22 protein-coding genes are annotated in these 22,612 nt (G+C 57.6%); 3 read left to right on the top strand and 19 right to left on the bottom strand.

The features are described from left to right. Nucleotides 1–42 precede the first annotated feature (42 nt). From gntU to V1566_RS04340, 5 genes are all read right to left on the bottom strand, one after another. On the bottom strand, nucleotides 43–1,383 hold the full coding sequence (gene gntU / locus V1566_RS04360) for a gluconate transporter (protein WP_395305165.1): 1,341 nt from the start codon (nucleotides 1,381–1,383) through the stop codon (nucleotides 43–45). A gap of 3 nt (nucleotides 1,384–1,386) precedes the next feature. Continuing rightward, nucleotides 1,387–1,914, bottom strand: coding sequence for a gluconokinase (gntK, locus tag V1566_RS04355; RefSeq protein ID WP_008503362.1), 528 nt, complete (start codon nucleotides 1,912–1,914; stop codon nucleotides 1,387–1,389). Between the two features lie 126 nt (nucleotides 1,915–2,040). Beyond that, entirely contained in the window at nucleotides 2,041–3,036 is a 996-nt protein-coding gene (gene gntR, locus V1566_RS04350; RefSeq protein WP_021242747.1) for a gluconate operon transcriptional repressor GntR, read from the bottom strand. Nucleotides 3,037–3,127: 91 nt separating this feature from the next. Next, nucleotides 3,128–3,823 carry a pirin family protein gene (locus tag V1566_RS04345; RefSeq protein ID WP_000639796.1) on the bottom strand — a complete coding sequence of 232 codons (696 nt, stop codon included), beginning with the start codon at nucleotides 3,821–3,823 and terminating at the stop codon, nucleotides 3,128–3,130. A gap of 122 nt (nucleotides 3,824–3,945) precedes the next feature. Continuing rightward, entirely contained in the window at nucleotides 3,946–4,983 is a 1,038-nt protein-coding gene (locus V1566_RS04340) for an oxidoreductase (RefSeq protein WP_395305164.1), read from the bottom strand. A gap of 256 nt (nucleotides 4,984–5,239) precedes the next feature. Between V1566_RS04340 and yhhY the strand changes: the two genes are divergently transcribed. Further along, on the top strand, nucleotides 5,240–5,728 hold the full coding sequence (gene yhhY / locus V1566_RS04335; protein WP_395305163.1) for an N-acetyltransferase: 489 nt from the start codon (nucleotides 5,240–5,242) through the stop codon (nucleotides 5,726–5,728). 86 nt (nucleotides 5,729–5,814) lie between these two features. On the opposite strand, the gene ggt is transcribed toward yhhY, so the two are convergent. Further along, entirely contained in the window at nucleotides 5,815–7,560 is a 1,746-nt protein-coding gene (gene ggt / locus V1566_RS04330) for a gamma-glutamyltransferase (protein WP_395305162.1), read from the bottom strand. A gap of 123 nt (nucleotides 7,561–7,683) precedes the next feature. On the opposite strand from ggt, the gene V1566_RS04325 reads away from it, so the two are divergent. Further along, the gene (locus V1566_RS04325; RefSeq protein ID WP_045402505.1) at nucleotides 7,684–8,061 is read left to right on the top strand and encodes a DUF2756 family protein; all 378 of its coding nucleotides are present in this window, start codon (nucleotides 7,684–7,686) and stop codon (nucleotides 8,059–8,061) included. Here the strand turns inward: V1566_RS04325 and ugpQ are convergent. From ugpQ to livK, 10 genes are all read right to left on the bottom strand, one after another. Then, nucleotides 8,045–8,791: a glycerophosphodiester phosphodiesterase gene (gene ugpQ, locus V1566_RS04320; RefSeq protein WP_395305161.1), complete on the bottom strand. Its 747-nt coding sequence runs from the start codon at nucleotides 8,789–8,791 to the stop codon at nucleotides 8,045–8,047. The genes V1566_RS04325 and ugpQ overlap by 17 nt on opposite strands. Beyond that, on the bottom strand, nucleotides 8,788–9,858 hold the full coding sequence (locus V1566_RS04315; RefSeq protein WP_395305160.1) for a sn-glycerol-3-phosphate import ATP-binding protein UgpC: 1,071 nt from the start codon (nucleotides 9,856–9,858) through the stop codon (nucleotides 8,788–8,790). Before V1566_RS04315 ends, ugpQ begins: the two co-directional genes overlap by 4 nt. 1 nt (nucleotide 9,859) lies before the next feature. Next, complete coding sequence (gene ugpE, locus V1566_RS04310) at nucleotides 9,860–10,705, bottom strand: sn-glycerol-3-phosphate ABC transporter permease UgpE (RefSeq protein WP_013099125.1); 846 nt, start codon at nucleotides 10,703–10,705, stop codon at nucleotides 9,860–9,862. Then, entirely contained in the window at nucleotides 10,702–11,589 is an 888-nt protein-coding gene (ugpA, locus tag V1566_RS04305; RefSeq protein WP_023310026.1) for a sn-glycerol-3-phosphate ABC transporter permease UgpA, read from the bottom strand. Before ugpA ends, ugpE begins: the two co-directional genes overlap by 4 nt. A gap of 106 nt (nucleotides 11,590–11,695) precedes the next feature. Further along, nucleotides 11,696–13,012 carry a sn-glycerol-3-phosphate ABC transporter substrate-binding protein UgpB gene (ugpB, locus tag V1566_RS04300; protein WP_021242738.1) on the bottom strand — a complete coding sequence of 439 codons (1,317 nt, stop codon included), beginning with the start codon at nucleotides 13,010–13,012 and terminating at the stop codon, nucleotides 11,696–11,698. 246 nt (nucleotides 13,013–13,258) lie between these two features. Continuing rightward, nucleotides 13,259–13,972 carry a high-affinity branched-chain amino acid ABC transporter ATP-binding protein LivF gene (livF, locus tag V1566_RS04295; RefSeq protein WP_008500102.1) on the bottom strand — a complete coding sequence of 238 codons (714 nt, stop codon included), beginning with the start codon at nucleotides 13,970–13,972 and terminating at the stop codon, nucleotides 13,259–13,261. Nucleotide 13,973: 1 nt separating this feature from the next. Beyond that, nucleotides 13,974–14,741, bottom strand: coding sequence for a high-affinity branched-chain amino acid ABC transporter ATP-binding protein LivG (gene livG, locus V1566_RS04290; protein WP_023310024.1), 768 nt, complete (start codon nucleotides 14,739–14,741; stop codon nucleotides 13,974–13,976). Continuing rightward, complete coding sequence (livM, locus tag V1566_RS04285) at nucleotides 14,738–16,015, bottom strand: branched chain amino acid ABC transporter permease LivM (protein WP_063145307.1); 1,278 nt, start codon at nucleotides 16,013–16,015, stop codon at nucleotides 14,738–14,740. Before livM ends, livG begins: the two co-directional genes overlap by 4 nt. Further along, nucleotides 16,012–16,938: a high-affinity branched-chain amino acid ABC transporter permease LivH gene (gene livH / locus V1566_RS04280; RefSeq protein WP_395305159.1), complete on the bottom strand. Its 927-nt coding sequence runs from the start codon at nucleotides 16,936–16,938 to the stop codon at nucleotides 16,012–16,014. The genes livM and livH overlap by 4 nt, the downstream gene beginning before the upstream one ends. A 46-nt stretch (nucleotides 16,939–16,984) precedes the next feature. Continuing rightward, a complete protein-coding gene (gene livK / locus V1566_RS04275) occupies nucleotides 16,985–18,094 on the bottom strand; it encodes a high-affinity branched-chain amino acid ABC transporter substrate-binding protein LivK (protein ID WP_395305158.1) in 1,110 nt (369 codons plus the stop codon). A 424-nt stretch (nucleotides 18,095–18,518) separates the two neighbouring features. Here livK and panM point away from each other — a divergent pair, with 424 nt between their 5' ends. Continuing rightward, complete coding sequence (panM, locus tag V1566_RS04270; RefSeq protein WP_395305157.1) at nucleotides 18,519–18,902, top strand: aspartate 1-decarboxylase autocleavage activator PanM; 384 nt, start codon at nucleotides 18,519–18,521, stop codon at nucleotides 18,900–18,902. A gap of 64 nt (nucleotides 18,903–18,966) precedes the next feature. On the opposite strand, the gene livJ is transcribed toward panM, so the two are convergent. The 3 genes from livJ to rpoH all read right to left on the bottom strand — a co-directional run bounded on the left by livJ (nucleotide 18,967) and on the right by rpoH (nucleotide 22,524). Then, nucleotides 18,967–20,067: a branched chain amino acid ABC transporter substrate-binding protein LivJ gene (gene livJ / locus V1566_RS04265; RefSeq protein WP_074147346.1), complete on the bottom strand. Its 1,101-nt coding sequence runs from the start codon at nucleotides 20,065–20,067 to the stop codon at nucleotides 18,967–18,969. A gap of 197 nt (nucleotides 20,068–20,264) precedes the next feature. Further along, nucleotides 20,265–21,530 carry a 4-aminobutyrate--2-oxoglutarate transaminase gene (locus V1566_RS04260; RefSeq protein WP_395305156.1) on the bottom strand — a complete coding sequence of 422 codons (1,266 nt, stop codon included), beginning with the start codon at nucleotides 21,528–21,530 and terminating at the stop codon, nucleotides 20,265–20,267. Between the two features lie 136 nt (nucleotides 21,531–21,666). Then, on the bottom strand, nucleotides 21,667–22,524 hold the full coding sequence (gene rpoH, locus V1566_RS04255) for an RNA polymerase sigma factor RpoH (RefSeq protein ID WP_024906692.1): 858 nt from the start codon (nucleotides 22,522–22,524) through the stop codon (nucleotides 21,667–21,669). Nucleotides 22,525–22,612: the final 88 nt, after the last annotated feature.

Here is a 22,612-nt window from a genome sequence, read left to right as displayed (position 1 = left end):
CGCTACCGGGCCTTATTTTTGAGCCTTGTTAAATCACCGCATTCAGCTCAGCAGCGTAAAGGCAATCATCCCGACAATCGCACCCGTCGTGCCGAGGATGGTTTCCATCAGCGTCCAGGTTTTCAGGGTTTGCGCTTCGGTGGCGCCGGTAAATTTACCGAACAGCCAGAAGCCTGCGTCGTTAACGTGAGAGACCACAATCGAACCGCCCGCGATACAGATAGACAGCGCGGCCATCTGCGCACCGGAGTAGTTCAGCTGTTCAATCACCGGCATCACCAGACCCACGGCGGTTAAACACGCCACGGTTGCGGAACCCTGGATGATACGCACCGCCGCAGCCAGAACGAAGCAGGTTACCGCAATCGGCAGGCCCATCCCGGTCAGCGCTTCGCCCAGAGCCGGACCCACGCCGGAATCCACCAGCACCTGCTTGAACACGCCGCCGGCACCGATCACCAGCAGGATAATACCCGCAGGCTGCAGCGCGGCACCGCAGATCTCCATCACCCGGTCTTTTGGCATCCCCTGGCGCATTGCCAGGCCGTAAATCGCCACCAGACAGGCCACCAGGATCGCCGTGAACGGGTGACCGATGAACTCAAACCATTCGTAGGCGCTGGAACCCACCAGCACAAAGCGCGCGGCGATGGTTTTCAGACCCACGAGAACCAGCGGGAGCAGGATCAGCGACAGGCTGAAGCCGAAGGACGGCATTTTGCCCTCGCCCAGATGCGGCTCGGTGACGTCATCCGGAATGTGCAGTTCAACGTAACGGCTGATGAAGTTGCCCCACAGCGGACCGGCAATAATCATTCCCGGGATTGCCGCGCACAGGCCGATCAGGATCATCCAGCCAAAGTCAGCGTGCATCTGGGACGCCAGCAGCATCGGAGCAGGCCCCGGCAGCAGAAACGCTGCGGCTGCCGCCACGCCCGCAAACAGCGGAATAACCAGCTTCACGAGATTAGTGCCGGTATGGCGCGCCATGGAGAACGCGACGCTTATCAGCAGCACAACGGCCACTTCGAAGAACAGCGGCAGCGCGCAAATCAGGCCAGCCAGGCCAATCGCGTAGTGCGCACGGCTGTGGCCGAAGGATTTCAGCATCTTGACGGCAATCTGGTCGACCGCGCCCGTCTCGTGCAAAATCTTGCCAAACATCGCGCCAAGAGCGACCACAATCGCCAGGAAGCCCAGCGTACCGCCCATCCCTTTTTCCATCGTCGCGGCGATCTTGTCGAGCGGCATACCGGAAAAGAGACCTGCACCTATAGAAACCACCATCAAAGCAACAAAAGCGTGCATGCGCGCCTTCATCACTAAAAACAGCAGCAGCAACACGGAACCCACTGCTGTCAAAACTAGCGTTAATGTACTCAAAACTTACTGCCTTTTATTAATGACCTCGATGGTGCTGGCAACAACACCCTCCAGTGACTGATCGATATCAACCACTAAGACGTCTTTCTCATCTTCACCCGGCTCCTGCAGCGCTTCGAACTGCGTCACCAGCATCTGGGTCTTGAAGAAGTGACCTTTACGCGCCTTCAGACGGCTTTCAATCACCTCGAAATCCCCTTTCAGGTAGATGAAAGAGAGGTTCGGGTTGCCGTCGCGCAGCAGGTCGCGGTAGGTTTTTTTCAGCGCGGAGCAGACGATCAGAGAGACTTTGTTGGTACGCTGCATAGCGAACGCGGCATCATTCAGCGCCTGCAACCACGGTTTGCGGTCGTCGTCGTTCAGCGGCTCGCCGGAGGCCATTTTCATGATGTTGCTGCGCGGATGGAGGAAGTCGCCATCAAGAAACGCAGCCTGGAGTTGATGCGCCACTTCGCTGGCTACGGCTGATTTCCCGCTACCGGAAACGCCCATCAGGACGTAGACGTGGTGATCGTGATTAGTCGTGCTCAAAGGGTGTCCCTCAGTCAATTGTTACGGGTAACAGTTATCGGTAACATTGTCCTGCCGGGGCAAAAGAGAAGCAATATCCAAACGTGCGCGAAGTGAATAAGTGTGAGCTACTTCAAATTTGTCAGTTCAAATAGATCCACCCGGTGACAAGGTGAAACCTAAATCTAACATTTTCGGGGTAACCGTCTCGCCACGAATGCGCGCCAGCAGGCGTTCTGCGCCAATGCGGCCCATACGTTCACGCGGGGTCAGGACGCTCGCCAGACGCGGCTCCATCACCTGGCCAATGTCGTGGCCGTGGAAACCAGCAATCGCCATATCGTCGGGGATCTTAAGCCCCAGACGCTGACACTCAAACGCCGCGCCGACCGCAAGGTCATCGTTGGTGCAGAAAATACCGTCCAGTTGCGGATACTCGCGTCGTGCCTGACGCATCAGCTCAATCCCCGACGTATAGGAAGAGGACTGCTCCACCATCACGCTGTAGGGGGTTAAGTTCGCGTCTAGCATCGCCTGCTCGTATCCCTTCTGTTTGATGATAGTACGTTCATCCAGACGCGCACCCAGATAGGCGATATGACGATGCCCACGGGCAATAATGGCCGCCGTCATCTGGCGCGCCGCTTCGAAGTTATCGAACCCAACGGCGATATCGAGGCACGGCGACTGGCTGTCCATCAGCTCCACCACCGGGATACCGGCCACTTCGATCATTTTGAGCGTGCGGGCAGTGTGGGTACGTTCGGTTAAAATCAGGCCGTCGATGTTCCAGGAAAGCATCGATTCAAGACGCTCCTCTTCCAGTTCCGGCTTGTACCCGTAGTGGGCGAGCATGGTCTGATAGCCAAAAGCATCGGTGACGCTTTCAATGCCGCGCAGAACTTCGGCGAAAACCTGGTTGGTCAGGGAAGGAAGCAGGACGCCCACCGCACGGCTGGTCGCATTGGAGAGAATATCGGGTGCGCGGTTGGGGATATAACCCAGTTCATCAAGGGCAGCGGCAATCTTGCCACGTAACGCCACGGAAACCTGCTCCGGGTTACGTAAAAAACGGCTGACCGTCATTTTGGTCACACCGACGCGATCGGCGACATCCTGAAGTACGGGGCGTTTCTTTTTCATCGTCCTGAGAAATCTTGAAGTGAGAGATTTGCTCAGTTTATCACGGACAAAGCTCAACCTTCCCCGTTTAAAGGGAAGGTTGAGTAATTATTTATACCGGCGGCAGGTCAAACAGCAGAATTTCACTTTCGCTGTCGGCGTGCACGGAGAGCGCCTGCTCATCCCAGATGGCCAGACCATCGGCGGTGGTTGCTTTGGTGCCGTTGATGGACACTTCACCTTTCACCACCTGGATCCAGACGCGGCGGTTGGCGGCAATCTGATGCACAGACTGTTCGTCTTTTGCCAGCGCCCAGCGGTACAGCTCCATATCCTGATGCACCTTCAGGGAACCTTCACGCGCATCCGGGGAGAGCACCAGTTGTTTGCCCTGTTTCGCGTCGAAGCGGCGCTGCTCGTAGCGCGGCGTGATGCCGGTCTCTTCTGGAATGATCCAGATTTGATACAGGTGCAGTTTTTCCGTTTTGCTCGGGTTGTACTCGGAGTGGCGCACCCCGGTACCCGCGCTCATAATCTGGAACTCGCCCGCCGGAACCTGCTCTTTGTTGCCCATGCTGTCCTGGTGCTCAACCGCCCCTTCCAGCACGTAGGTCAGAATTTCCATGTCTTTGTGCGGGTGGGTACCGAAGCCCTGCCCTGCATCAATCACGTCGTCGTTAATCACGCGCAGTGCGGAGAAGCCCATGAAGTTCGGGTCGTAGTAGTCGGCAAACGAGAATGAATGCCATGAGTCCAGCCAGCCATGATTCGCGTGACCACGTTCGTTTGCTTTGCGTAAGTAGATCATTGTTTCACCCTCAGTTCGTTTCGATGGAGTAAGTGTGGACGCAAACCGCCTGGGATCATAGAGGGTGAAAATTGACTCCTCTGTTCAAAAATTATGAACAAGCGCAGAGGAGCCGTTTTTGCTTATTTCGCGAGGGTTACCGTGGCAGGAGAAGCCTGTTCGAAGGCCCGTTCAAGGATTTCCAGGTTGGTCAGAACGTCAGATTCCTTGACGTAATTCGGCGCACCGGCTGTGAGAGTTTCATACAGCGCATCGTAGACGCGGCCATAGTCGCCAATTTCCGGTTTCATCTCTTCCCTGACCGTTACGCCCTCATCGTTCACGTACTCCAGCACGCCCACGGAATCATCGGCCGCAAAGCCCGGCTCACCCGGCATGATGTTGGCCTTGAGGCTGGTCTCCTGCTGGTCGATGCCGTGCTTAATGAACGATCCTTTGGTGCCGTGAACGATAAATTTTGGATAGTCGATTTTCACCAGATGGCTGGTTTTGACGATGGCTTTCAGGTCGCCGTAGAACAGCTGCGCTTCAAAGGTGTCATCCGGGTTGGCTTTATTACGCAGGCTGCGGATGTCATACGCCACGTGGTCCGGTCGGCCAAACAGGGAGATGATCTGGTCCATGGTGTGCACGCCCAGACCATAGAACGAGCCGTCCTGCGGCAGGCCGGGCTGAGTTTCCGCGACCGGACGGTAGTAATCGAAGTGGCTTTCGATTTCCACGATGTCGCCCAGCTTGCCGCTTTCAATCGCTTTTTTCGCCGTCAGGAAGCAGCTGTCAAAGCGACGGTTCTGATACGGCGTAACGGTCAGGCCTTTGCTTTTCGCCAGCGCGAACAGCTCTTTTGCTTCGGCGATAGTTGGGGTGAACGGCTTTTCCACCAGCACGTTTTTGCCCGCTTCGAGCGCGCGCTTCGCGTAGTCGAAGTGGCTGTCGGCGTGCGTGCAGACGACAACCAGTTTGACCTGCGGGTCGTTAAGCACTTCATCAAGATCGCTGGTGAAATGGATATGAGAATACTGCGGGGATTGCTCTTCCGGCTTCGCGCGGCGGCGGTAGATATGGGCCACGTGCCAGCTGTCTTTACGGTTGAGAACATACGGCAGGTGGTAGCGGGTCGTACTTTTACCAAATCCAATAAATGCGCAATGTAGTGTCATAGCTCAGTCCTTTTGGAAGGTTACTGAGTCTAACCATAACAAAAAAAAAGCCAGCTAGAAGCTGGCTAAAGTAATACTGGAAGCAATGTGAGCAATGTCGTGCTTTCAGGTTCCCGTAGGGGTCTTCCTGAATGCAGAGCAATAATAATCATTCTCATTCGCACTTGTCTACTTTTTTTTGCAAAAAATAGCGGTTGACTCAAATTTTAAAGTCATTGATGTTGAAAGGGACATTTAACTGACTGAGGAACAAGGAATGAGTGAGATAGTGATACGCCACGCTGAACCGAAAGATGCCGAAGCTTTACGCCAGAACTATATGCATCCCGGGGTGTATCACGACACGCTACAGCTACCTCATCCTTCCCTTGAGTACTGGCAAGAACGTCTGATTACAAAACCCGGGCAAAGACGGCTGGTCGCCTGCATTGATGAGCAAATCGTTGGCGATCTGATGCTTCAGGTGGAAGCCAGCCCACGACGCAGCCATGTGGCAACGTTCGGAATCAGCGTTGCGGCGCACGCTCAAGGACGCGGCGTCGGGAGCGCGCTCATGCACGAGATGATCAACCTGTGCGACAACTGGCTGCGCATCGAACGTATCGAGTTAACGGTTTTTGCCGATAACCCTGCTGCGCTGGCGCTGTACCGGAAGTTTGGCTTTGAAATCGAAGGCACCGGCAGGAAATTTGCCCTGCGCAACGGCGAGTATGTGGATGCGTATTATATGGCGCGGATGAAGTAGTTATTTGCCGGGTGGCGGCTTCGCCTTACCCGGCCTACGTTCGTGCAGTTGTTAGCCCGGTAAGCGCAGCGCCACCGGGCAACACATCAATACCCCGCCGACAAATCATCCACAGAACGCGGGTCCGACGCGCCAAACAGCGCCCCGTCCGGCCCTACCATAATGCTCTGGGTGCTACCCATCGCCTCTTTCACCGCCACCTTTTGACCGCGCTGTTCAAGCAGCTTGATGGTATCCGGGCTAAAGCCCTTCTCCACGCGCAGTTCATCCGGCAGCCACTGGTGATGGAAGCGCGGGGCGTTAGTCGCTTCGGCGACGTTCATCCCAAAGTCGATGCTATTCACCACCATTTGCAGCACGGTGGTGATAATACGGCTGCCGCCAGGGCTGCCGGTCACCAGCCAGGTTTTCCCGTCTTTCACGACAATGGTGGGCGACATGGACGACAGCGGGCGCTTCTTCGGCCCGACGGCGTTTGCATCGCCTCCGACCAGCCCGTAGACGTTCGGCACGCCCGGTTTGGCAGAGAAGTCATCCATCTCGTTGTTCAGCAGAATGCCGCTGTTGCCCGCCACAATCCCGGTGCCGAAGGTGGTGTTGAGCGTATAGGTCACCGCCACCGCGTTACCGTCTTTATCCACCACCGAGAAGTGGGTGGTCTGGTTGCTTTCGTACGGCGCCAGCTTGCCGGGGCGGATCTCGCTCGACGGTTTGGCCTTGTTGATGTCGATCTGTTCCGCAATGGATTTGGCATACGCCTTGTTGGTCAGCGCCTGCCACGGCACCTTCACGAAGTCCGGATCGCCGAGATATTCCGAACGGTCGGCGTAGGCGCGTTTTTCCGCTTCCGCCATCACCTGCATGGCGTCCGCGCTGCCGAAGCCGAACTTGTGCATGTCGAAGTTTTCAAGAATATTGAGGATCTGCACGATGTGGATCCCACCGGAAGATGGCGGCGGCATTGAGAAGACCTCGTAGCCGCGATAGGTGCCGCTAATCGGCTCACGCTCCACCGCCTTGTATGCCGCCAGATCCGCTTTGGTGATGAGCCCGCCGTTCTTTTGCATCTCTTCCGCAATTTGGTCGGCAATCGCCCCTTTGTAGAAGGCGTCCGGGCCGTGCTCCGCAATCAGCTCCAGGCTTTTGGCGAGGTTCTTCTGCACCAGCTTGTCGCCCTTCTTCAGCGGCTCACCGTCTTTCCAGAAGATGGCCTTGCTGTTTTCATGATTGGGAATGACTTCGCTGCCGTAGGTCTTGAGATCGTCCGCCAGGGCGTCATTCACCACAAAGCCGTCGCGCGCGAGCTTGATGGCAGGCTGAACCACCTTGTTTAGCGGCAGGGTGCCGTATTTCTCCAGCGCCAGCGAGAAGCCCGCGACGGTGCCCGGCGTGCCGGAGGCGAGGTGAGAGGTCAGGGATTTTTTGCTGTCAGGGTTACCCTGTTCGTCGAGGAACATATCGCGGGACGCCTGAGCAGGTGCCATCTCGCGGAAGTCGATGGCGGTGGTTTTGCCGTCTTTGGTGCGCAGCATCATAAAGCCGCCGCCGCCCAGGTTCCCCGCCTGCGGATGCGTTACCGCCAGCGCATAGCCGACGGCGACCGCTGCATCCACCGCGTTACCGCCCTGCCTGAGAATATCAACGCCCACTTTGGTTGCCAGCGCATCCACTGACGCCACCATGCCATGGGTTGCCCGCACGGGATGAAAAACATCTTCCTCCACGCCGTAAGAGACCGGAGGCGCCGCTGGCGGGTTGGCCGCCACGCTAAATGTACCGCCTGCCATCAGCGCGGCGATGGCGACCCAGCGCAAAAACGTTGGTTTCATCATTATTGTTCTCCAGGTGAAGGGATCCATATTCCCCGCTTAAGCCTGGTTCACAACTCCTAAAAAATCATCGTCATGGTGAAATCAGGGTAAACTTAAGAGAGACCTCAAAAGGAGGAAATGACAATGAAACGCTTGATGATCCTTGCGGCGCTGATCCCGTTTGCCGCGCTCGCACAGCCACTCAACACCATGAACAACCCCAACCAGCAGGGTTACGTTATCCCGAGCCAGCAGCGTATGCAGACCGAGATGATGAGCCAGCAGCAGCAGCAGAAAGGGATGCTTAACCAGCAGCTTAAAACGCAGACCCAAATGCAGCAGCAAAGCCTGCAAAATCAGATGAACGCCAACACCCAGCGCGTGCAGCAGGGGCAGATGCGCGAGCAGCCGCTGCCGAATAAAAACGGCGGGATGTTAGGGGGGATGACGTCGTCAGGCAGCGGACAGCAGCATATGCTGCCGCCGCAGTCGAATGGCAGTATGCTTAATCCGCAGAACTAAAGTCCGGGCCGATCAGGTCGATTGCATCGGTACAGATGCTGTCCACGCCCCAGCGCAGCAGCTCGGCTGCGCGCTGGGGTTTGTTAACGGTGTAGACCAGAATATGCAGACCCGCGTCTTTCAGCATCTTCACCCGCGCCTCATCCAGCAGCCTGTGATTGAGATGGATAGAAACGCACGCTAAGCGCGTTGTCAGCTCGCGCCAGTCCTCGCGCCACTCGTCAAGCAGCAGCCCGCGTGGCAGCGCCGGCACGGCCGCCTGTGCCGCTTCCAGGGCGTCAATTTCAAACGAGGAGAGCAGCGGCGCGGTCATCCCGTCCCACAGCTCGCGCGCGGCAAGGGCAATCACTTTACCCGTCAGCGGCCCGGTGCCGGTGGTCGGTTTGATTTCGATATTGGCCATCATGCCGTGCTGGCGACAGCGATCGGCCACCTCCGCCAGCAGCGGCAGCGGTTCGCCTTTGAATTCGCCGCTGTACCAGCTTCCGGCGTCCACCTTCAGCAGATCGCGCCACGGCAGCTCGCCCGCCACACCCCAGCCGTTGCTGGTGCGTTCGAGGTTATCGTCATGCAGCAGGAAAATTTCGCCGTCTTTCGACAGCTTGGCGTCAAACTCGATCATCGTGTGACCGTAGCGCGCGCCCGTATCGATGGCCGCCAGGGTGTTCTCCGGCGCCAGCTTACCGCCGCCCCGGTGGGCGACGACGTGGGGATAAGGCCAGTTGCTCATACTCGTTGTCCTGTTTCACCGTCAAACAGGTGCAGATGGTTTTCCGGCAGGTGCAGCCACAGCGTACTGCCGGCTTTAGGGCGCTCCTGATGTGCCAGGCGCACCACCAATTTTTGCTCGCCCCAGCGTCCGTGCGCCAGGTTATCTGCACCCAACATCTCCAGCGTGTCCATCACCAGCGGCACGCCGCCGTCCGCCTGAGAGGTTAAACCAATATGCTCCGGGCGGATACCGAGCGTCATCTTACGCCCGGCGTAGCCACGATAGTACCAGTTGATCGGCAATGCCATCCCGCTTTCCAGCTCAAAATGCGTGCCCGCGCTGCTGATACGCCCTTCCAGGAGGTTCATTGCCGGGCTGCCGATAAAGCTCGCCACAAAGCGGGTGGCCGGTTTCTCATACACCTCCACCGGCGTGCCAATCTGCTCGGCGATGCCTTTGTTCATCACCATCACGCGCTGGGCGAGGGTCATGGCTTCGACCTGATCGTGGGTGACGTACAGTGACGTTGTCTTCAGACGACGGTGCAGCTGCTGCAGCTCAAGACGCATCTGCACGCGCAGCTTGGCGTCGAGGTTAGAAAGCGGCTCGTCGAACAGGAACACCGCCGGGTCGCGCACGATGGCGCGCCCCATCGCCACGCGCTGACGCTGGCCGCCGGAGAGCTCGCGCGGGCGGCGCTTGAGCAGACCATCCAGCTCCAGAATACGCGCGGCCTCTTTGACGCGCTCGTCGATGTGGCCTTTGCCCATTCCGCGAATTTTCAGCCCCCAGGCCATGTTCTCTTCCACGCTCATGTGCGGATAGAGGGCGTAGTTCTGGAACACCATCGCGATGCCGCGGTCTTTGGGTTCCATTTCGGTAACGCGCTGGCGGTCAATCCAGATATCCCCGGAGGATACGCGCTCCAGCCCCGCCACCATGCGCAGCAGGGTGGATTTGCCACAGCCGGAAGGACCGACCATCACGATGAATTCCCCGTCCGCCACGTCGAGCGTCAGCGGCTGAATCACCTGGGTTTTGCCGTCCCAGCTTTTGGTTACTGCCTGAAGTTTTAAACCTGCCATCTTATTTCTCGCTATCGACCAGGCCGCGGACAAACGCACGCTGCATGGCTAAAACAATGACTACGGGTGGGATAAGGGTGAGCAGCATTGCCGCCATCACCTGGTTCCAGAGGGTGGTGCCTTCGCCGGTGGCGATCATGCCTTTGATGCCCGCCACAGCGGTGCCGAGGTTGACGTCCTGAATAATCAGCAGCGGCCACAGGTACTGGTTCCAGCCGTAGATAAAGGTGATCACAAACAGCGCCGCAAGGTTGGTTTTCGACAGCGGCAGCACGATGTCGCGGAAGAAGCGCATCGGCGACGCGCCGTCGATGCGCGCCGCTTCAATCAGCTCGTCCGGCAGGGTCATAAAGAACTGGCGGAACAGGAAGGTGGCGGTCGCCGAGGCCATCAGCGGCAGGGTTAAGCCCGCATAGCTGTCGAGCATCTTCAGGTTGGCGATCACCTCCACCGTCGGGAAGATACGCACTTCCACCGGCAGCATCAGGGTAATGAAGATCATCCAGAAGAAGAGGTTACGCAGCGGAAAGCGGAACCAGACGATGGCGAAGGCCGAAAGCATCGACACCGTAATTTTGCCGACCGTAATGCCAAACGCCATGATGAAGCTGTTGAGCATCATCAGCCAGAACGGCGCGCTGTTGGCGCCCACGCCCTGGGTCCAGATGGTCTTCATGTTCTCGAAAAGATGTGTGCCTGGGATCAGCGTCATCGGCGTGTCGAACACCGCTTTGGTGTCCAGCGTGGCGGCGACAAAGGCCACGTACAGCGGGAAGAGGATGACGATAATCCCTAAAATCAGCATGGTATGGCTGAAAATCGTCAGCCCGCGACGGTTCTCAATCATTGGTAGCGCACCTTACTTTCGACATAGCGGAACTGCACCACCGTGAGGATGATGACGAGGAACATCAGCACCACCGACTGCGCGGCAGAGGCGGAGAGATCCAGACCGGCGAAGCCTTCGCGGTAGATCTTATAGATAAGCGTCGTGGTCGCCTGCACCGGGCCGCCTGCGGTCGCCGCATCGATCACCGGGAAGGTGTCGAAGAAGGCGTACACGAGGTTAACCACCAGCAGGAAGAAACTCACCGGGGCGATCAGCGGCAGCGACAGCCTGAAGAAACGACGAATGGGCCCTGCGCCGTCAATTGCCGCGGCTTCCACCAGCGAGCGCGGAATGGACTGCAGCGCGGCAAAGAAGAACAGGAAGTTGTAGCTGATCTGCTTCCACACCGAGGCGAACACCACCAGGAACATCGCCTGCCCGCTGTTCTGGGCATGGTTCCAGTCGTAGCCCAGTTCGGCCAGGAAATGGGTAATCAATCCGCGCCCCGGGTTAAACAGGAAGATCCACAGTACGGCGGCGACGGCGGGAGCCACGGCGTAAGGCAGCAGCATCAGCGTTTGATAAATACGGCTGCCGCGCACCACGTAGTCCACCAGCGCGGCGAAAAACAGTGAGGCAACCAGACCGCTGACGGTCACCAGCGCGCTGAACTTCATCGTCGTCCAGAAGGAGTCCAGGTAGTAGCTGTCATGGAACAGCGCGGTGAAGTTGTCCAGGCCAACAAACTGGCTGGAGAGCCCGAACGGATCGACGCTTTGTACCGAGTACCACAGCGCTTCGCCCGCAGGCCAGATAAAGAAAATAACGGTGATGACCAGCTGCGGCGCGACCAGCAGGTACGGCAGCCAGCGGGAACGGAACACCGGACGGGATGATGACATTGAGATTTGGTTCCTGAGCAATGCCGGGTGGCGGCTACGCCTTACCCGGCCTACATGGGGCACATCGTAGGCCCGGATCGCTACGCGTCACCGGGCGTTTCAGCGATTACGATTTGGTCGACTGCTCAAAGCGGCGCAGCAGCTGATTTCCGCGCTCTACCGCGGAATCCAGCGCCTGCTGTGGCGTTTTCTTACCGGTCCACACGCTTTCCAGCTCTTCATCCACGATGGTGCGGATCTGCGGCATGTTGCCCAGACGCAGGCCTTTGGTGAACGGCAACGGCGGCTTGTTCAGCATCTGGCGCGTCGCAATGTCCGCACCTGGGTTTTTGCTGTAGAAGCCCTGCTCGCGGGTCAGGTCGTACGCAGCTTTGGTGATCGGCAGGTAACCGGTCTTCTGGTGCCATTCGGCGGCGTTTTCAGGCTTGGCCAGGAAGTCGAGGAACTCGGCTACGCCTTTGTAGGTGCCCTTATCTTTACCCTGCATGACCCACAGGCTCGCCCCGCCGATAATGGCGTTCTGCGGCGCGCCCTTCACGTCTGCGTCGTACGGCATCATGCCCACGCCGTAGTTGAATTTGGCGTAGTGACGGATATCCGCCAGCGAGCCGGACGAGGCGGTGGTAATGGCGCAATCGCCGTTGTAGAACTTCTCGGTGGATTCGTCTTTACGTCCGAAGTAGCTGAAGTCTCCCTTCTTGTTGAGTTCTTCCAGCAGCGCGATGTGCTTCACCTGCTCCGGCTTGTTGAACTCCAGCACAGCATCGGTGCCGTCGAAGCCGTTGTTTTTGGTCGCCACCGGCAGGCCGTGCCAGGCGCTGAAGTTTTCAATCTGGATCCAGCCCTGCCAGCCGCTGGCGTAGCCGCACTTCATCCCCGCCGCCTTCAGCTTCGCGGTGTACTCCGCCAGGTCTTGCCAGGTTTTTGGCGGCTGCTCCGGGTCTAAACCGGCTTTTTTGAAGGCGTCTTTGTTGTAGTACAGCACTGGCGTAGAGCTGTTAAACGGCTGGGACAGCAGATGGCCGGTTTTGGAATCTGTGTAGTAACCCGCTACGGTCGGCACGAACTGCGATTCGTCGAAGTTGATGCCCGCTTCTTTGAACACTTCGTAGACCGGCTTGATGGCTTTGGAGGCCATCATGGTGGCAGTACCCACTTCATAAACCTGTAACAAGGCCGGCGCGTTGCCGGTACGGAAGGCGGCGATACCCGCGCTCAGGCTCTGCTCGTAGTTGCCTTTGTACACCGGCACAATTTTGTAATCCGGGTGGGTGTCGTTGAAACGCTGCGCCAGGGAGTCAACTTCTTTACCCAACTCCCCTTCCATTGAATGCCAGAACGGAATGGTGGTGACAGCCATTGCGTTCGTCGCAAAAGCCAGACCCAGTGCCAGACCCAAAGCTGTGTGTCGTAACGATGTCATTGTCATCTCTCTTATTGTGCCGGATGCGCGATATCACGCGTTTTATGCTCGCGAGGTAACATGACATGCTCGAATTACAGAAAAATAACTGTTTGTTTACAGATAAGTGACAGCCAGGCGTCAGGGGGATGATGGTTGTATGAAAGGGTGTAGTGGTTAAAAAAGCCGGGTGGCGGCTACGCCTTACCCGGCCTGGTCGATCCCGTAGGCCCGGTAAGCGCAGCGCCACCGGGCGATACAGACGGCTCAGCCGCCCAGGTAAGCGCTCCGCACCGCTTCGTTCGCCAGCAGCGCGTCGCCGGTATCCTCCAGCACCACGCGGCCGTTCTCCAGCACGTAGCCACGGTCAGCGAGCTTCAGCGCCTGGTTGGCGTTCTGCTCGACGAGGAAGATGGTCATCCCCTCTTTACGCAGCTGTTCGATGGTGTCGAAGATCTGCTGAATGATGATCGGCGCCAGACCGAGCGACGGTTCGTCCAGCAACAGTAGGCGCGGCTGGCTCATCAGCGCGCGGCCAATCGCCAGCATCTGCTGCTCACCGCCGGACATGGTGCCCGCACGCTGGATGCGGCGCTCCCACAGGCGCGGGAAGAGTTCATATACCCACTTAATTCGGGTCTGGTATTCATCGCGGTGAGCGAAGAACCCGCCCATCGCCAGGTTCTCTTCCACCGTCATGCGGGAAAACACGCGACGCCCTTCCGGGACAATCGCCACCGCCTCGCGCATGATTCTGGCGGTCTGCCAGTCGGTAATGTCTTTACCATCGAACACAATCCGCCCGCTGGTGGCGCGCGGGTCACCGCACAGGGTGCCGAGCAGCGTGGTTTTACCCGCGCCGTTGGCGCCAATCAGGGTGACGATTTCGCCCTGATTGATGTGCAGGCTGACGTCGTGCAGCGCCTGGATCTTGCCGTAGTGCGCGTTGACCTTGTCAAACGTTAACATCGCTTTTTCCATCTTATGCCTCACCCAGGTATGCGCGGATCACGTCCGGGTTGTTGCGGATCTCTTCCGGCGTGCCGTTCGCCAGCGGCGTGCCCTGGTTTACCACGTAGATACGGTCCGAAATGCCCATCACCAGCTTCATGTCATGCTCAATCAGCAGGATGGTGGTGTCGTGACTATCGCGCAGCTCGGCAATCAGCTCGTCCAGCTCTTTGGTCTCTTTCGGGTTGAGTCCTGCCGCCGGTTCGTCGAGCATCAGGATTTCCGGCTGCGTCACCATGCAGCGCACAATCTCCAGGCGACGCTGATCGCCGTACGCGAGGTTGCTCGCCTGACGGTTGGCGTGCTGCAGCAGGCCAATTCGGTCGAGCCAGGTGGCGGCGCGGTCGAGCGCTTCATCCTGCGCGCGGCGGAAGGCCGGGGTTTTCAGCAGGCCGGAGAACAGCCCGGTTTTCAGCTGCTGATGCTGTGCCACCAGCAGGTTCTCAATCACCGTCATCTCGCGGAACAGACGTACGTGCTGGAAGGTACGCACCACGCCCATGCGGGCGATCTGCTGGCCCGGCAGCCCTTCCAGGTGCTGGTCGCGCAGCATGATGGTGCCGCCCGTCGGCTTGTAGAAGCCGGTCAGACAGTTGAAGACCGTGGTCTTTCCCGCGCCGTTCGGGCCAATCAGGGAGACAATCTCTTTCTTGTGCAGATCCAGATTCACGTTGTTAACCGCCAGCAGGCCGCCAAAACGCATCATCAGACCGTTAACGGATAATAATGGCTGACTCATGCCTGCTCTCCTTTCGCTTGCCCGTTCTTCAGCTTCAGCTGTGGACGGGTCATCGGCAGCAGACCCTGCGGACGCCAGATCATCATCAGCACCATCAAACCACCCAGCATCAGCATGCTGTATTCGTTAAAGTCACGCATCAGCTCGCGCGAGACCACCAGCAGGATGGCCGCGAGGATAACGGCAAACTGCGAGCCCATCCCGCCGAGCACCACAATCGCCAGCACGAAGGCGGATTCGGCAAAGGTGAACGATTCCGGGCTGACGAAGCCCTGACGCGCGGCAAACAGCGTTCCGGCGAAACCAGCAAACGCGGCGCTGATGGTGAACGCGGTCAGCTTGATGCGGGTCGGGTTCAGGCCCAGGGAGCGACAGGCGATCTCATCTTCACGCAGCGCTTCCCACGCGCGGCCCAGCGGCATGCGCAGCAGACGGTTAATCACGAACAGGGTAATCACCACCAGCAGCAGCGCCACCAGATAGAGCCAGATCACGCGGTCGGACGGGTCGTATTTAATGCCAAAGAAGTTGCTGAAGGTATCCCAGCCGCCTTCGCGGGCAGTACGGCTGAACTCCAGGCCGAAGAAGGTCGGTTTCGGGATCTGGCTGATGCCGTTCGGGCCGCCGGTCACTTCGGTGTTGTTAAGCAGCAGGATGCGGACGATTTCGCCGAAGCCTAAGGTCACAATCGCCAGGTAGTCACCGCGCAGGCGCAGTACAGGGAAGCCAAGCAGGAAGCCTGCCGCAGCAGAGACCAGCCCCGCCAGCGGCAGGCAGGTCCAGAAGCCGAGACCGTAATAGTGGTTCAGCAGCGCGAAGGTGTAGGCGCCGATGGCGTAGAAGCCGCCGTAGCCCAGCACCAGCAGCCCAGAGAGCCCTACCACCACGTTCAGACCGAGACCGAGAATCACGTAGATCATGGTCAGAGTAGCGATATCCACGGTGCCGCGAGACACCACAAACGGCCACGCCACGGCGGCCACCAGCAGCGCCACGAGGAACAGCTTCTGCTTAACGGTAGAGCCGTCGATTGCCGGCAGGACGAATTTCGGCCCGGAGACGTTTTTCAGCGTCTTCTGGAACAGCGGACGCAGCAGCTGGAACAGGAACACCACGGCCGTGCCGATAAACACCCACTGCCAGCGGATGTCGGGGGCGGTATCCACCACCAGCTTCGTGCCGTCCAGACCTAACTGGACGCCCATAAAGACGCCCGCCAGCACGAAGAACATGGCGGCAGAGAGTAGCGCCATTGCAAAATGCATCGGTTTCATACTTTCTCTACCTCCGGACGGCCCAGAATACCGGTAGGCATCACCAGCAGAACCAGAATCAGCAGGGCAAACGACACCACGTCTTTATATTCCGTGCTCAGGTACGCCGAGGAGAGCGCTTCCGCCACGCCCAGGATCAGTCCACCGATCATCGCGCCCGGAATACTGCCGATACCGCCCAGAACCGCCGCGGTGAAGGCTTTCATCCCGGCCATAAAGCCGATGTACGGGTTGATCACGCCGTAGAACTGACCGAGCAGGACACCCGCCACCGCCGCCATCGCTGCGCCAATCACGAAGGTCAGGGCAATTACGCGGTCGGTGTTGATGCCGAGGAGACTCGCCATCTTCAGGTCTTCTGCGCAGGCGCGGCAGGCGCGTCCCATACGCGAGTAGCGGATGAACAGCGTCAGGGCGAGCATCGCAATAAAGGTCACCACCCAGATAACCAGCTGCATGGTGGTGATAGTGGCCGCGAAGTTTTCGCTGGCCCCCACAACCCACTGTCCGTTAAACAGGCTTGGCAGCGCCACGTCGCGCGAGCCTTCGGTCAGGCTGACGTAGTTTTGCAGGAAGATCGACATCCCGATCGCGGAGATCAGCGCAATCAGGCGCTTGGAGCTGCGCACCGGCCGGTAGGCCACGCGCTCGATGCTCCAGCCGTAGGCGCTGGCTATCACAATCGCGCCGACAAACCCGGCGGCGACCAGCAGCCAGCTGCTGTCGATGCCCATCATCATCAGGGCGGCGATAATCATGAAAGAGACGTAGCTACCGATCATGTACACCTCGCCGTGGGCGAAGTTGATCATGCCGATAATGCCGTAAACCATCGTATAGCCGATGGCGATCAGCGCGTAGGTGCTTCCCAGCGTAACGCCGTTAAACATCTGCTGCAGGAAATAGAGAAACTGCTCGGACATATGCAAACCTTTTTATACCCGCCCGTCATGCCGGGCGGTGGGATAATTATTTGGCGGCCGAGGACGAACCGTCGGCGTGCCACTTAAAGACACCAAACTCAAATCCCTTCAGATCGCCTTTCTCATCCCAGTTCAGCGGCCCAATCACGGTGTTCGCCCCGTGTGCTTTTAAATCTTTCACCAGATCCAGCGGTTCTTTGCTGCCGGAGCGATCCAGCGCGGTGGCCAGAGACTGTATGGCTGCATAGGTGATCCAGACGTACGGACCACTTGGATCTTTCTTCTGCGCCTTGAGCGCATCCACGATAGCCTTGTTGGCCGGATCCTGGTCATAGCGTTTTGGCATCGTCACCAGCATGCCTTCAGCAGAATCGCCCGCGATGTTTGACAGTGAGGCATTGCCCACGCCCTCTGGCCCCATAAACTGGGTTTTCAGACCGGTGGCGCGCGCCTGACGCAGCATCTGACCCATCTCCGGGTAGTAGCCGCCGTAGTAAACGAAGTCGATATTCTCTTTTTGCAGACGGGCGATCAGCGCGGAGAAGTCTTTCTCACCGGCGGTAATGCCGTCGAAGAAGACGATGTTCGCGCCGCCTTTTTTCAGGCCGTCCTGCACGGAGCGCGCCAGGCCTTCGCCGTACTGCTGTTTGTCATGAATAATAGCAATGCGCTGTGGCTTAACGGTCTCGAGGATGTATTTGGCGGCGGTGGGACCCTGCGAGGAGTCCAGACCGGCGGTACGCATGATGTGCTGATAGCCGCGCTGGGTCAGCTCAGGGTTCGTTGCGCCTGGGGTGATCATCAGAATGCCTTCGTCTTCGTAGATATCAGACGCAGGCTGCGTGGAGGAAGAGCACAGGTGGCCGATCACATACTGAATACCGTCGTTGACGATTTTGTTGGCGACCGCAACGGCCTGTTTCGGATCGCAGGCGTCGTCATATTCCACGCCCACCAGCTTGTCGCCCTTAACGCCGCCCTTGGCGTTGATGTCTTTAATGGCCTGGCGCGCGCCGTTGAACTCCATGTCACCCCACTGGGCAACAGGGCCGGACATCGCACCCACTACCGCAACTTTAATATCCTCCGCCATAGCGGCATGCGAGATCGACAGTGCGACCATCCCCGCGATTAACGTCTTCGCGTTCCTTTTCATCTCTGAATCCCCATTCGTGATGTCGTGTTTATATTTTGTTTTATTATGGTTAAAAAGCATTCTGTACTTTTAATGAACAACGCTATTTTTACCAGTGCCTTTAATGGTTTAGCGCAGGTTTTTGTCAAAAACCAGACTAAAATCTCTATTTTTCAGGCGATTAAGCAAAGATAATATTCTGAAATCAGGCAGAGATAAACAAATAAAAGTGCAGTTTGCAGCATAAAATAACGGTACAAAGCGCCGAATAAATCACTACCATTCAGGTTAAAATTCTGCTTATTTTTCGATCCATGTGTTTTCAAACTGCCCATCGCGTTGCCAAAAAACTAATCACCTGGTTAATGAGAATAAAAAGAGGAAGCCGCTGAGGGAATAAATTGAGTACACTGCCCCAACTCAATCTGATTTGGACAAGTAGCTAATGAAACTGACTATCGTGCGTCTGGTGACCTTTAGCGACCAGGATCATATCGACCTGGGCAAGATCTGGCCGGAATATTCCCCTTCGTCGCTGCGCGTTGATGAGACCCACCGTATTTATGCCGCCCGTTTTAACGAGCGCCTGCTGGCTGCGGTTCGCGTAACCCTGAGCGGTACAGAAGGGGCGCTGGACTCTCTGCGCGTACGTGACGTCACCCGTCGTCGCGGTGTGGGGCAGTATTTAATTGAAGAAGTCATACGTGAAAACCCGAGCGTGACCTCCTGGTGGATGGCCGACGTGGGCGTGGAAGACCGCAGCGTGATGGCGGCATTTATGCAGGCGTTAGGGTTTACGGCGCAGGAGAGCGGGTGGGAGAAGCGCTAAAAGAAAGCCGGGTGGCGGCTGCGCCTTACCCGGCCTACATTATCTGCCGCATTTTCCCAGGGTATTATTTGGCGTCAGTAGCAGTCCCGTTAGCATGCCAGTCAAACACGCCGAACTCGAAGCCCTTCAGGTCGCCCTTCGCGTCCCAGGAAAGTGGTCCCATGACGGTCTGGACCGTGTTCGCTTTCAGCCAGGTGGCAATCTCAGCCGGATCGGCTGACTGATTCAGGCCCGCCTGCAGAGACTGCAGAGCCGCGTAGGTGGTCCAGACGAACGCCCCGCTTGGATCCTGTTTCTTCGCCTTAATGGCATCCACGATAGGTTTGTTCGCTGGCACCTGGTCGTAGTTCTTCGGTTTGGTCACCAGCAGGCCTTCGGCTGATTCACCCGCAATGTTAGACAGGGACACGTTCGCCACGCCTTCCGGGCCCATAAACTGGGTTTTCAGGCCCGCAGCGCGCGCCTGGCGCAGGATCTGGCCCATTTCCGGGTGGTAGCCACCGTAGTAAACGAAATCAATATTCTCTTTCTTCAGACGCGCCACCAGGGTGGAGAAGTCTTTCTCACCGGCGGTGATCCCGTCGAAGAACACCACGTCGGCATTCGCTTTCTTGAGGTTGTCCTGCACTGAACGCGCCAGACCTTCACCATACTGCTGCTTGTCATGAACGATGGCAATGCGCTTCGGCTTCACTTTTTCAACGATGTATTTCGCTGCGGTTGGGCCCTGGTCAGAGTCCAGGCCGGTGGTGCGCAGAGTCAGCTTGTAGCCGCGCGCGGTCAGCTCTGGTGCGGTCGCTGCCGGGGTGATCATCAGAATACCTTCGTCTTCGTAGATGTCAGACGCAGGCTGAGTAGAGGAAGAGCACAGGTGACCGATAACGTATTTGATCCCGTCGTTCACCACTTTGTTCGCGACCGCGACCGCTTGTTTCGGGTCACAGGCATCATCATATTTTACGATCTGCAGTTTTTCGCCCTTGATACCGCCCTTGGCATTAATGTCTGCAACCGCCTGCTCAGCGCCGGTAAATTCCTGGTCGCCGTACTGTGCTACCGGACCGGACATTGCGCCAACCACAGCCACCTTGATGTCTGCCTGTGCCATGGTGCTGAATGCCAACGCGATACATCCTGCCAGTAACGCTTTACCCTTCATGTTCATCCTGATATTCCCCATTATTATGGTTATTACGATTGTTGTGATGTTGTTGTGCAGCGCTTTATGTCAGTTATAGGTGTGCTGTCCGCGCTTTTTCAGCATACTCTGCTAAAACATACCCGATTTTTATGATTTTGGAATAGCTAATTTGAAATGAATATATGCCAGGCCCGGCTGGGATTTTCGCCGGGCGTGTGGCTTTAACGTGTCAGCGACGCGGAGATAATGTCCAGCGCTTTACGGAACTGCACTTCAGGGATAGTCAGCGGATACAGGAAACGAATGACGTTGCCGTAGACGCCGCAGCTCAGAAGAAGCAGCCCTTCCTGCAACGCGCGCTCCTGCACCTGGCGGGTAAATTCCGGCGAAGGCTGACCCGTTTGCGGGTCGTTAAACTCCACCGCCACCATCGAGCCCTGCGCGCGAATGTCAGCGATATACGGGCAGTGTTCCTTCGCTTTGTTCAGCACTTCCACCAGGTGATGGCCAAGATGCGCCGAGCGCGTGCAAAGATCCTCTTCATCAATCACGTCGAGCACGGCAAGCGCCGCCGCAATCGCCAGCGGGTTCCCGGCGTAGGTACCGCCCAGCCCGCCCGGCGCGGGTGCGTCCATCACCTCCGCACGGCCAGAAACCGCTGAGAGCGGCATTCCGCCAGCCAGGCTTTTCGCCATGGTGATCAGATCGGGCTTCACGCAGTGGTGTTCCATCGAGAACAGCTTGCCGGTACGGGCAAAGCCGCTTTGCACCTCGTCGGCAATGAGCAAAATACCGTGGGTGTCGCACAGGGCGCGCAGGGCCTGCATAAAATCGGCAGGCGCAATGTTGAAACCGCCCTCTCCCTGAACCGGTTCGAGAATAATGGCCGCGACCTGGTCGGGTGCGATATCCGCCTTAAAGATGCGTTCCAGGCTTTTCAACGCTTCCGCCGTGCTGACGCCGTGCAGTTCATTCGGATACTGCGCGTGATAAACCGAACCGGGGAACGGGCCAAAGCCGAGCTTATACGGCGCAACTTTGCCGGTCAGCGCCATGGTCATAAAGGTGCGGCCGTGGAACGCGCCGCCGAAGGTGATAAGGCCGGGACGCCTGGTGTACGCCCGCGCTATTTTGACCGCGTTTTCGACCGCCTCTGCCCCCGTGGAGAAGAACGCGGTTTTGGCCGGACCGTCAACGGGCACGCGCTGGTTGATGCGCTCGGCAAGCGCGACATAGCTTTCGTACGGCACAATCTGGTACGCCGTATGGGTAAACGCGTGGAGCTGTTTTTCAATCGCGGAAATGACTTTTGGATGGCGATGGCCAGTATTCAGCACCGCGATCCCGGCGGCGAAGTCGATGTACTCGTTGTCTTCCACGTCCCACACCGTGGCGTTTTCAGCTTTATCGGCATAGAAGTTACACATCACGCCGACGCCGCGCGGCGTCGCCTGTAAACGCCGGTCGTTCAGTTCGTTATTTTTCACCCTGTCCCCCTGAGAAAGTCGCCTGCTTAGCGCATCAGTAAGTGTTTGCCAGGGGGAGGGAATTCGCCAGAGCGGGCGCTAAAAAAACAAAACCCCCAGACTCTCATCCAGGGGTTCTCGGTGTACTTCGCGAAAATTACGCTTCGATAGCGGCGCGAAGTTTTTTCATGGCGTTCTTTTCAAGCTGACGGACACGTTCCGCAGAAACGCCGTAGCGGTCGGCAAGCTCCTGCAGCGTGGACTTGTTGTCTTCGTCCAGCCAGCGGGCGCGAATAATATCCTGGCTACGTTCGTCGAGGCCTTCCATCGCATGGGTCAGCTTGTTCGCGGCCTGATCTTCCCAGTTATCCTCTTCGATGCCGTCGGCAAAGTTAGAGGTTTTATCCTGCAGATACAGAACCGGCGCCATCGGCTGGCTGTCAGATGCGTCGTCGTCGGAGGACATATCAAAGGTCATGTCCTGCGCGGCCATACGGGATTCCATCTCACGCACGTCTTTGCTGGTTACGCCCAGCTCGCGCGCCACCATTTCCACTTCATCCTGGTTGAACCAGCCCAGACGCTGCTTGGTTTTACGCAGGTTAAAGAACAGTTTGCGCTGCGCTTTTGTCGTGGCGACTTTCACGATACGCCAGTTGCGCAGCACGTATTCGTGAATTTCTGCTTTGATCCAGTGTACGGCGAAGGAGACCAGTCGCACACCCACTTCCGGGTTGAAGCGACGTACAGCCTTCATCAGACCGATGTTACCTTCCTGAATCAAGTCCGCCTGCGGCAGGCCGTAGCCCGCATAATTACGAGCAACGTGAACAACAAAGCGCAGGTGAGACAGGATCAGCGTCTTAGCTGCTTCCAGATCGCCCTGGTAATGCAGCTTTTCAGCAAGCTCCTTTTCTTCCTCGGCCGTTAACATCGGCCAGGTGTTCGCAGCCCGGATATAAGATTCCAGGTTACCAACAGGGGCTAAAGCTAAAGTTTGCATTTCTTTGGTCATTCATTCCTCTCAATGTTTCTTCTGGTCCAGGTCGTCCCCGTCAGGCAACAACCATGCCAAAGCGTTTGAGCAACGAGATTAGCATTCA

This window comes from Enterobacter sp. ECC-019, assembly GCF_043974075.1.
Classification (GTDB): domain Bacteria; phylum Pseudomonadota; class Gammaproteobacteria; order Enterobacterales; family Enterobacteriaceae; genus Enterobacter; species Enterobacter asburiae_D.
This window is presented reverse-complemented; position numbering and strand designations above follow the sequence as displayed.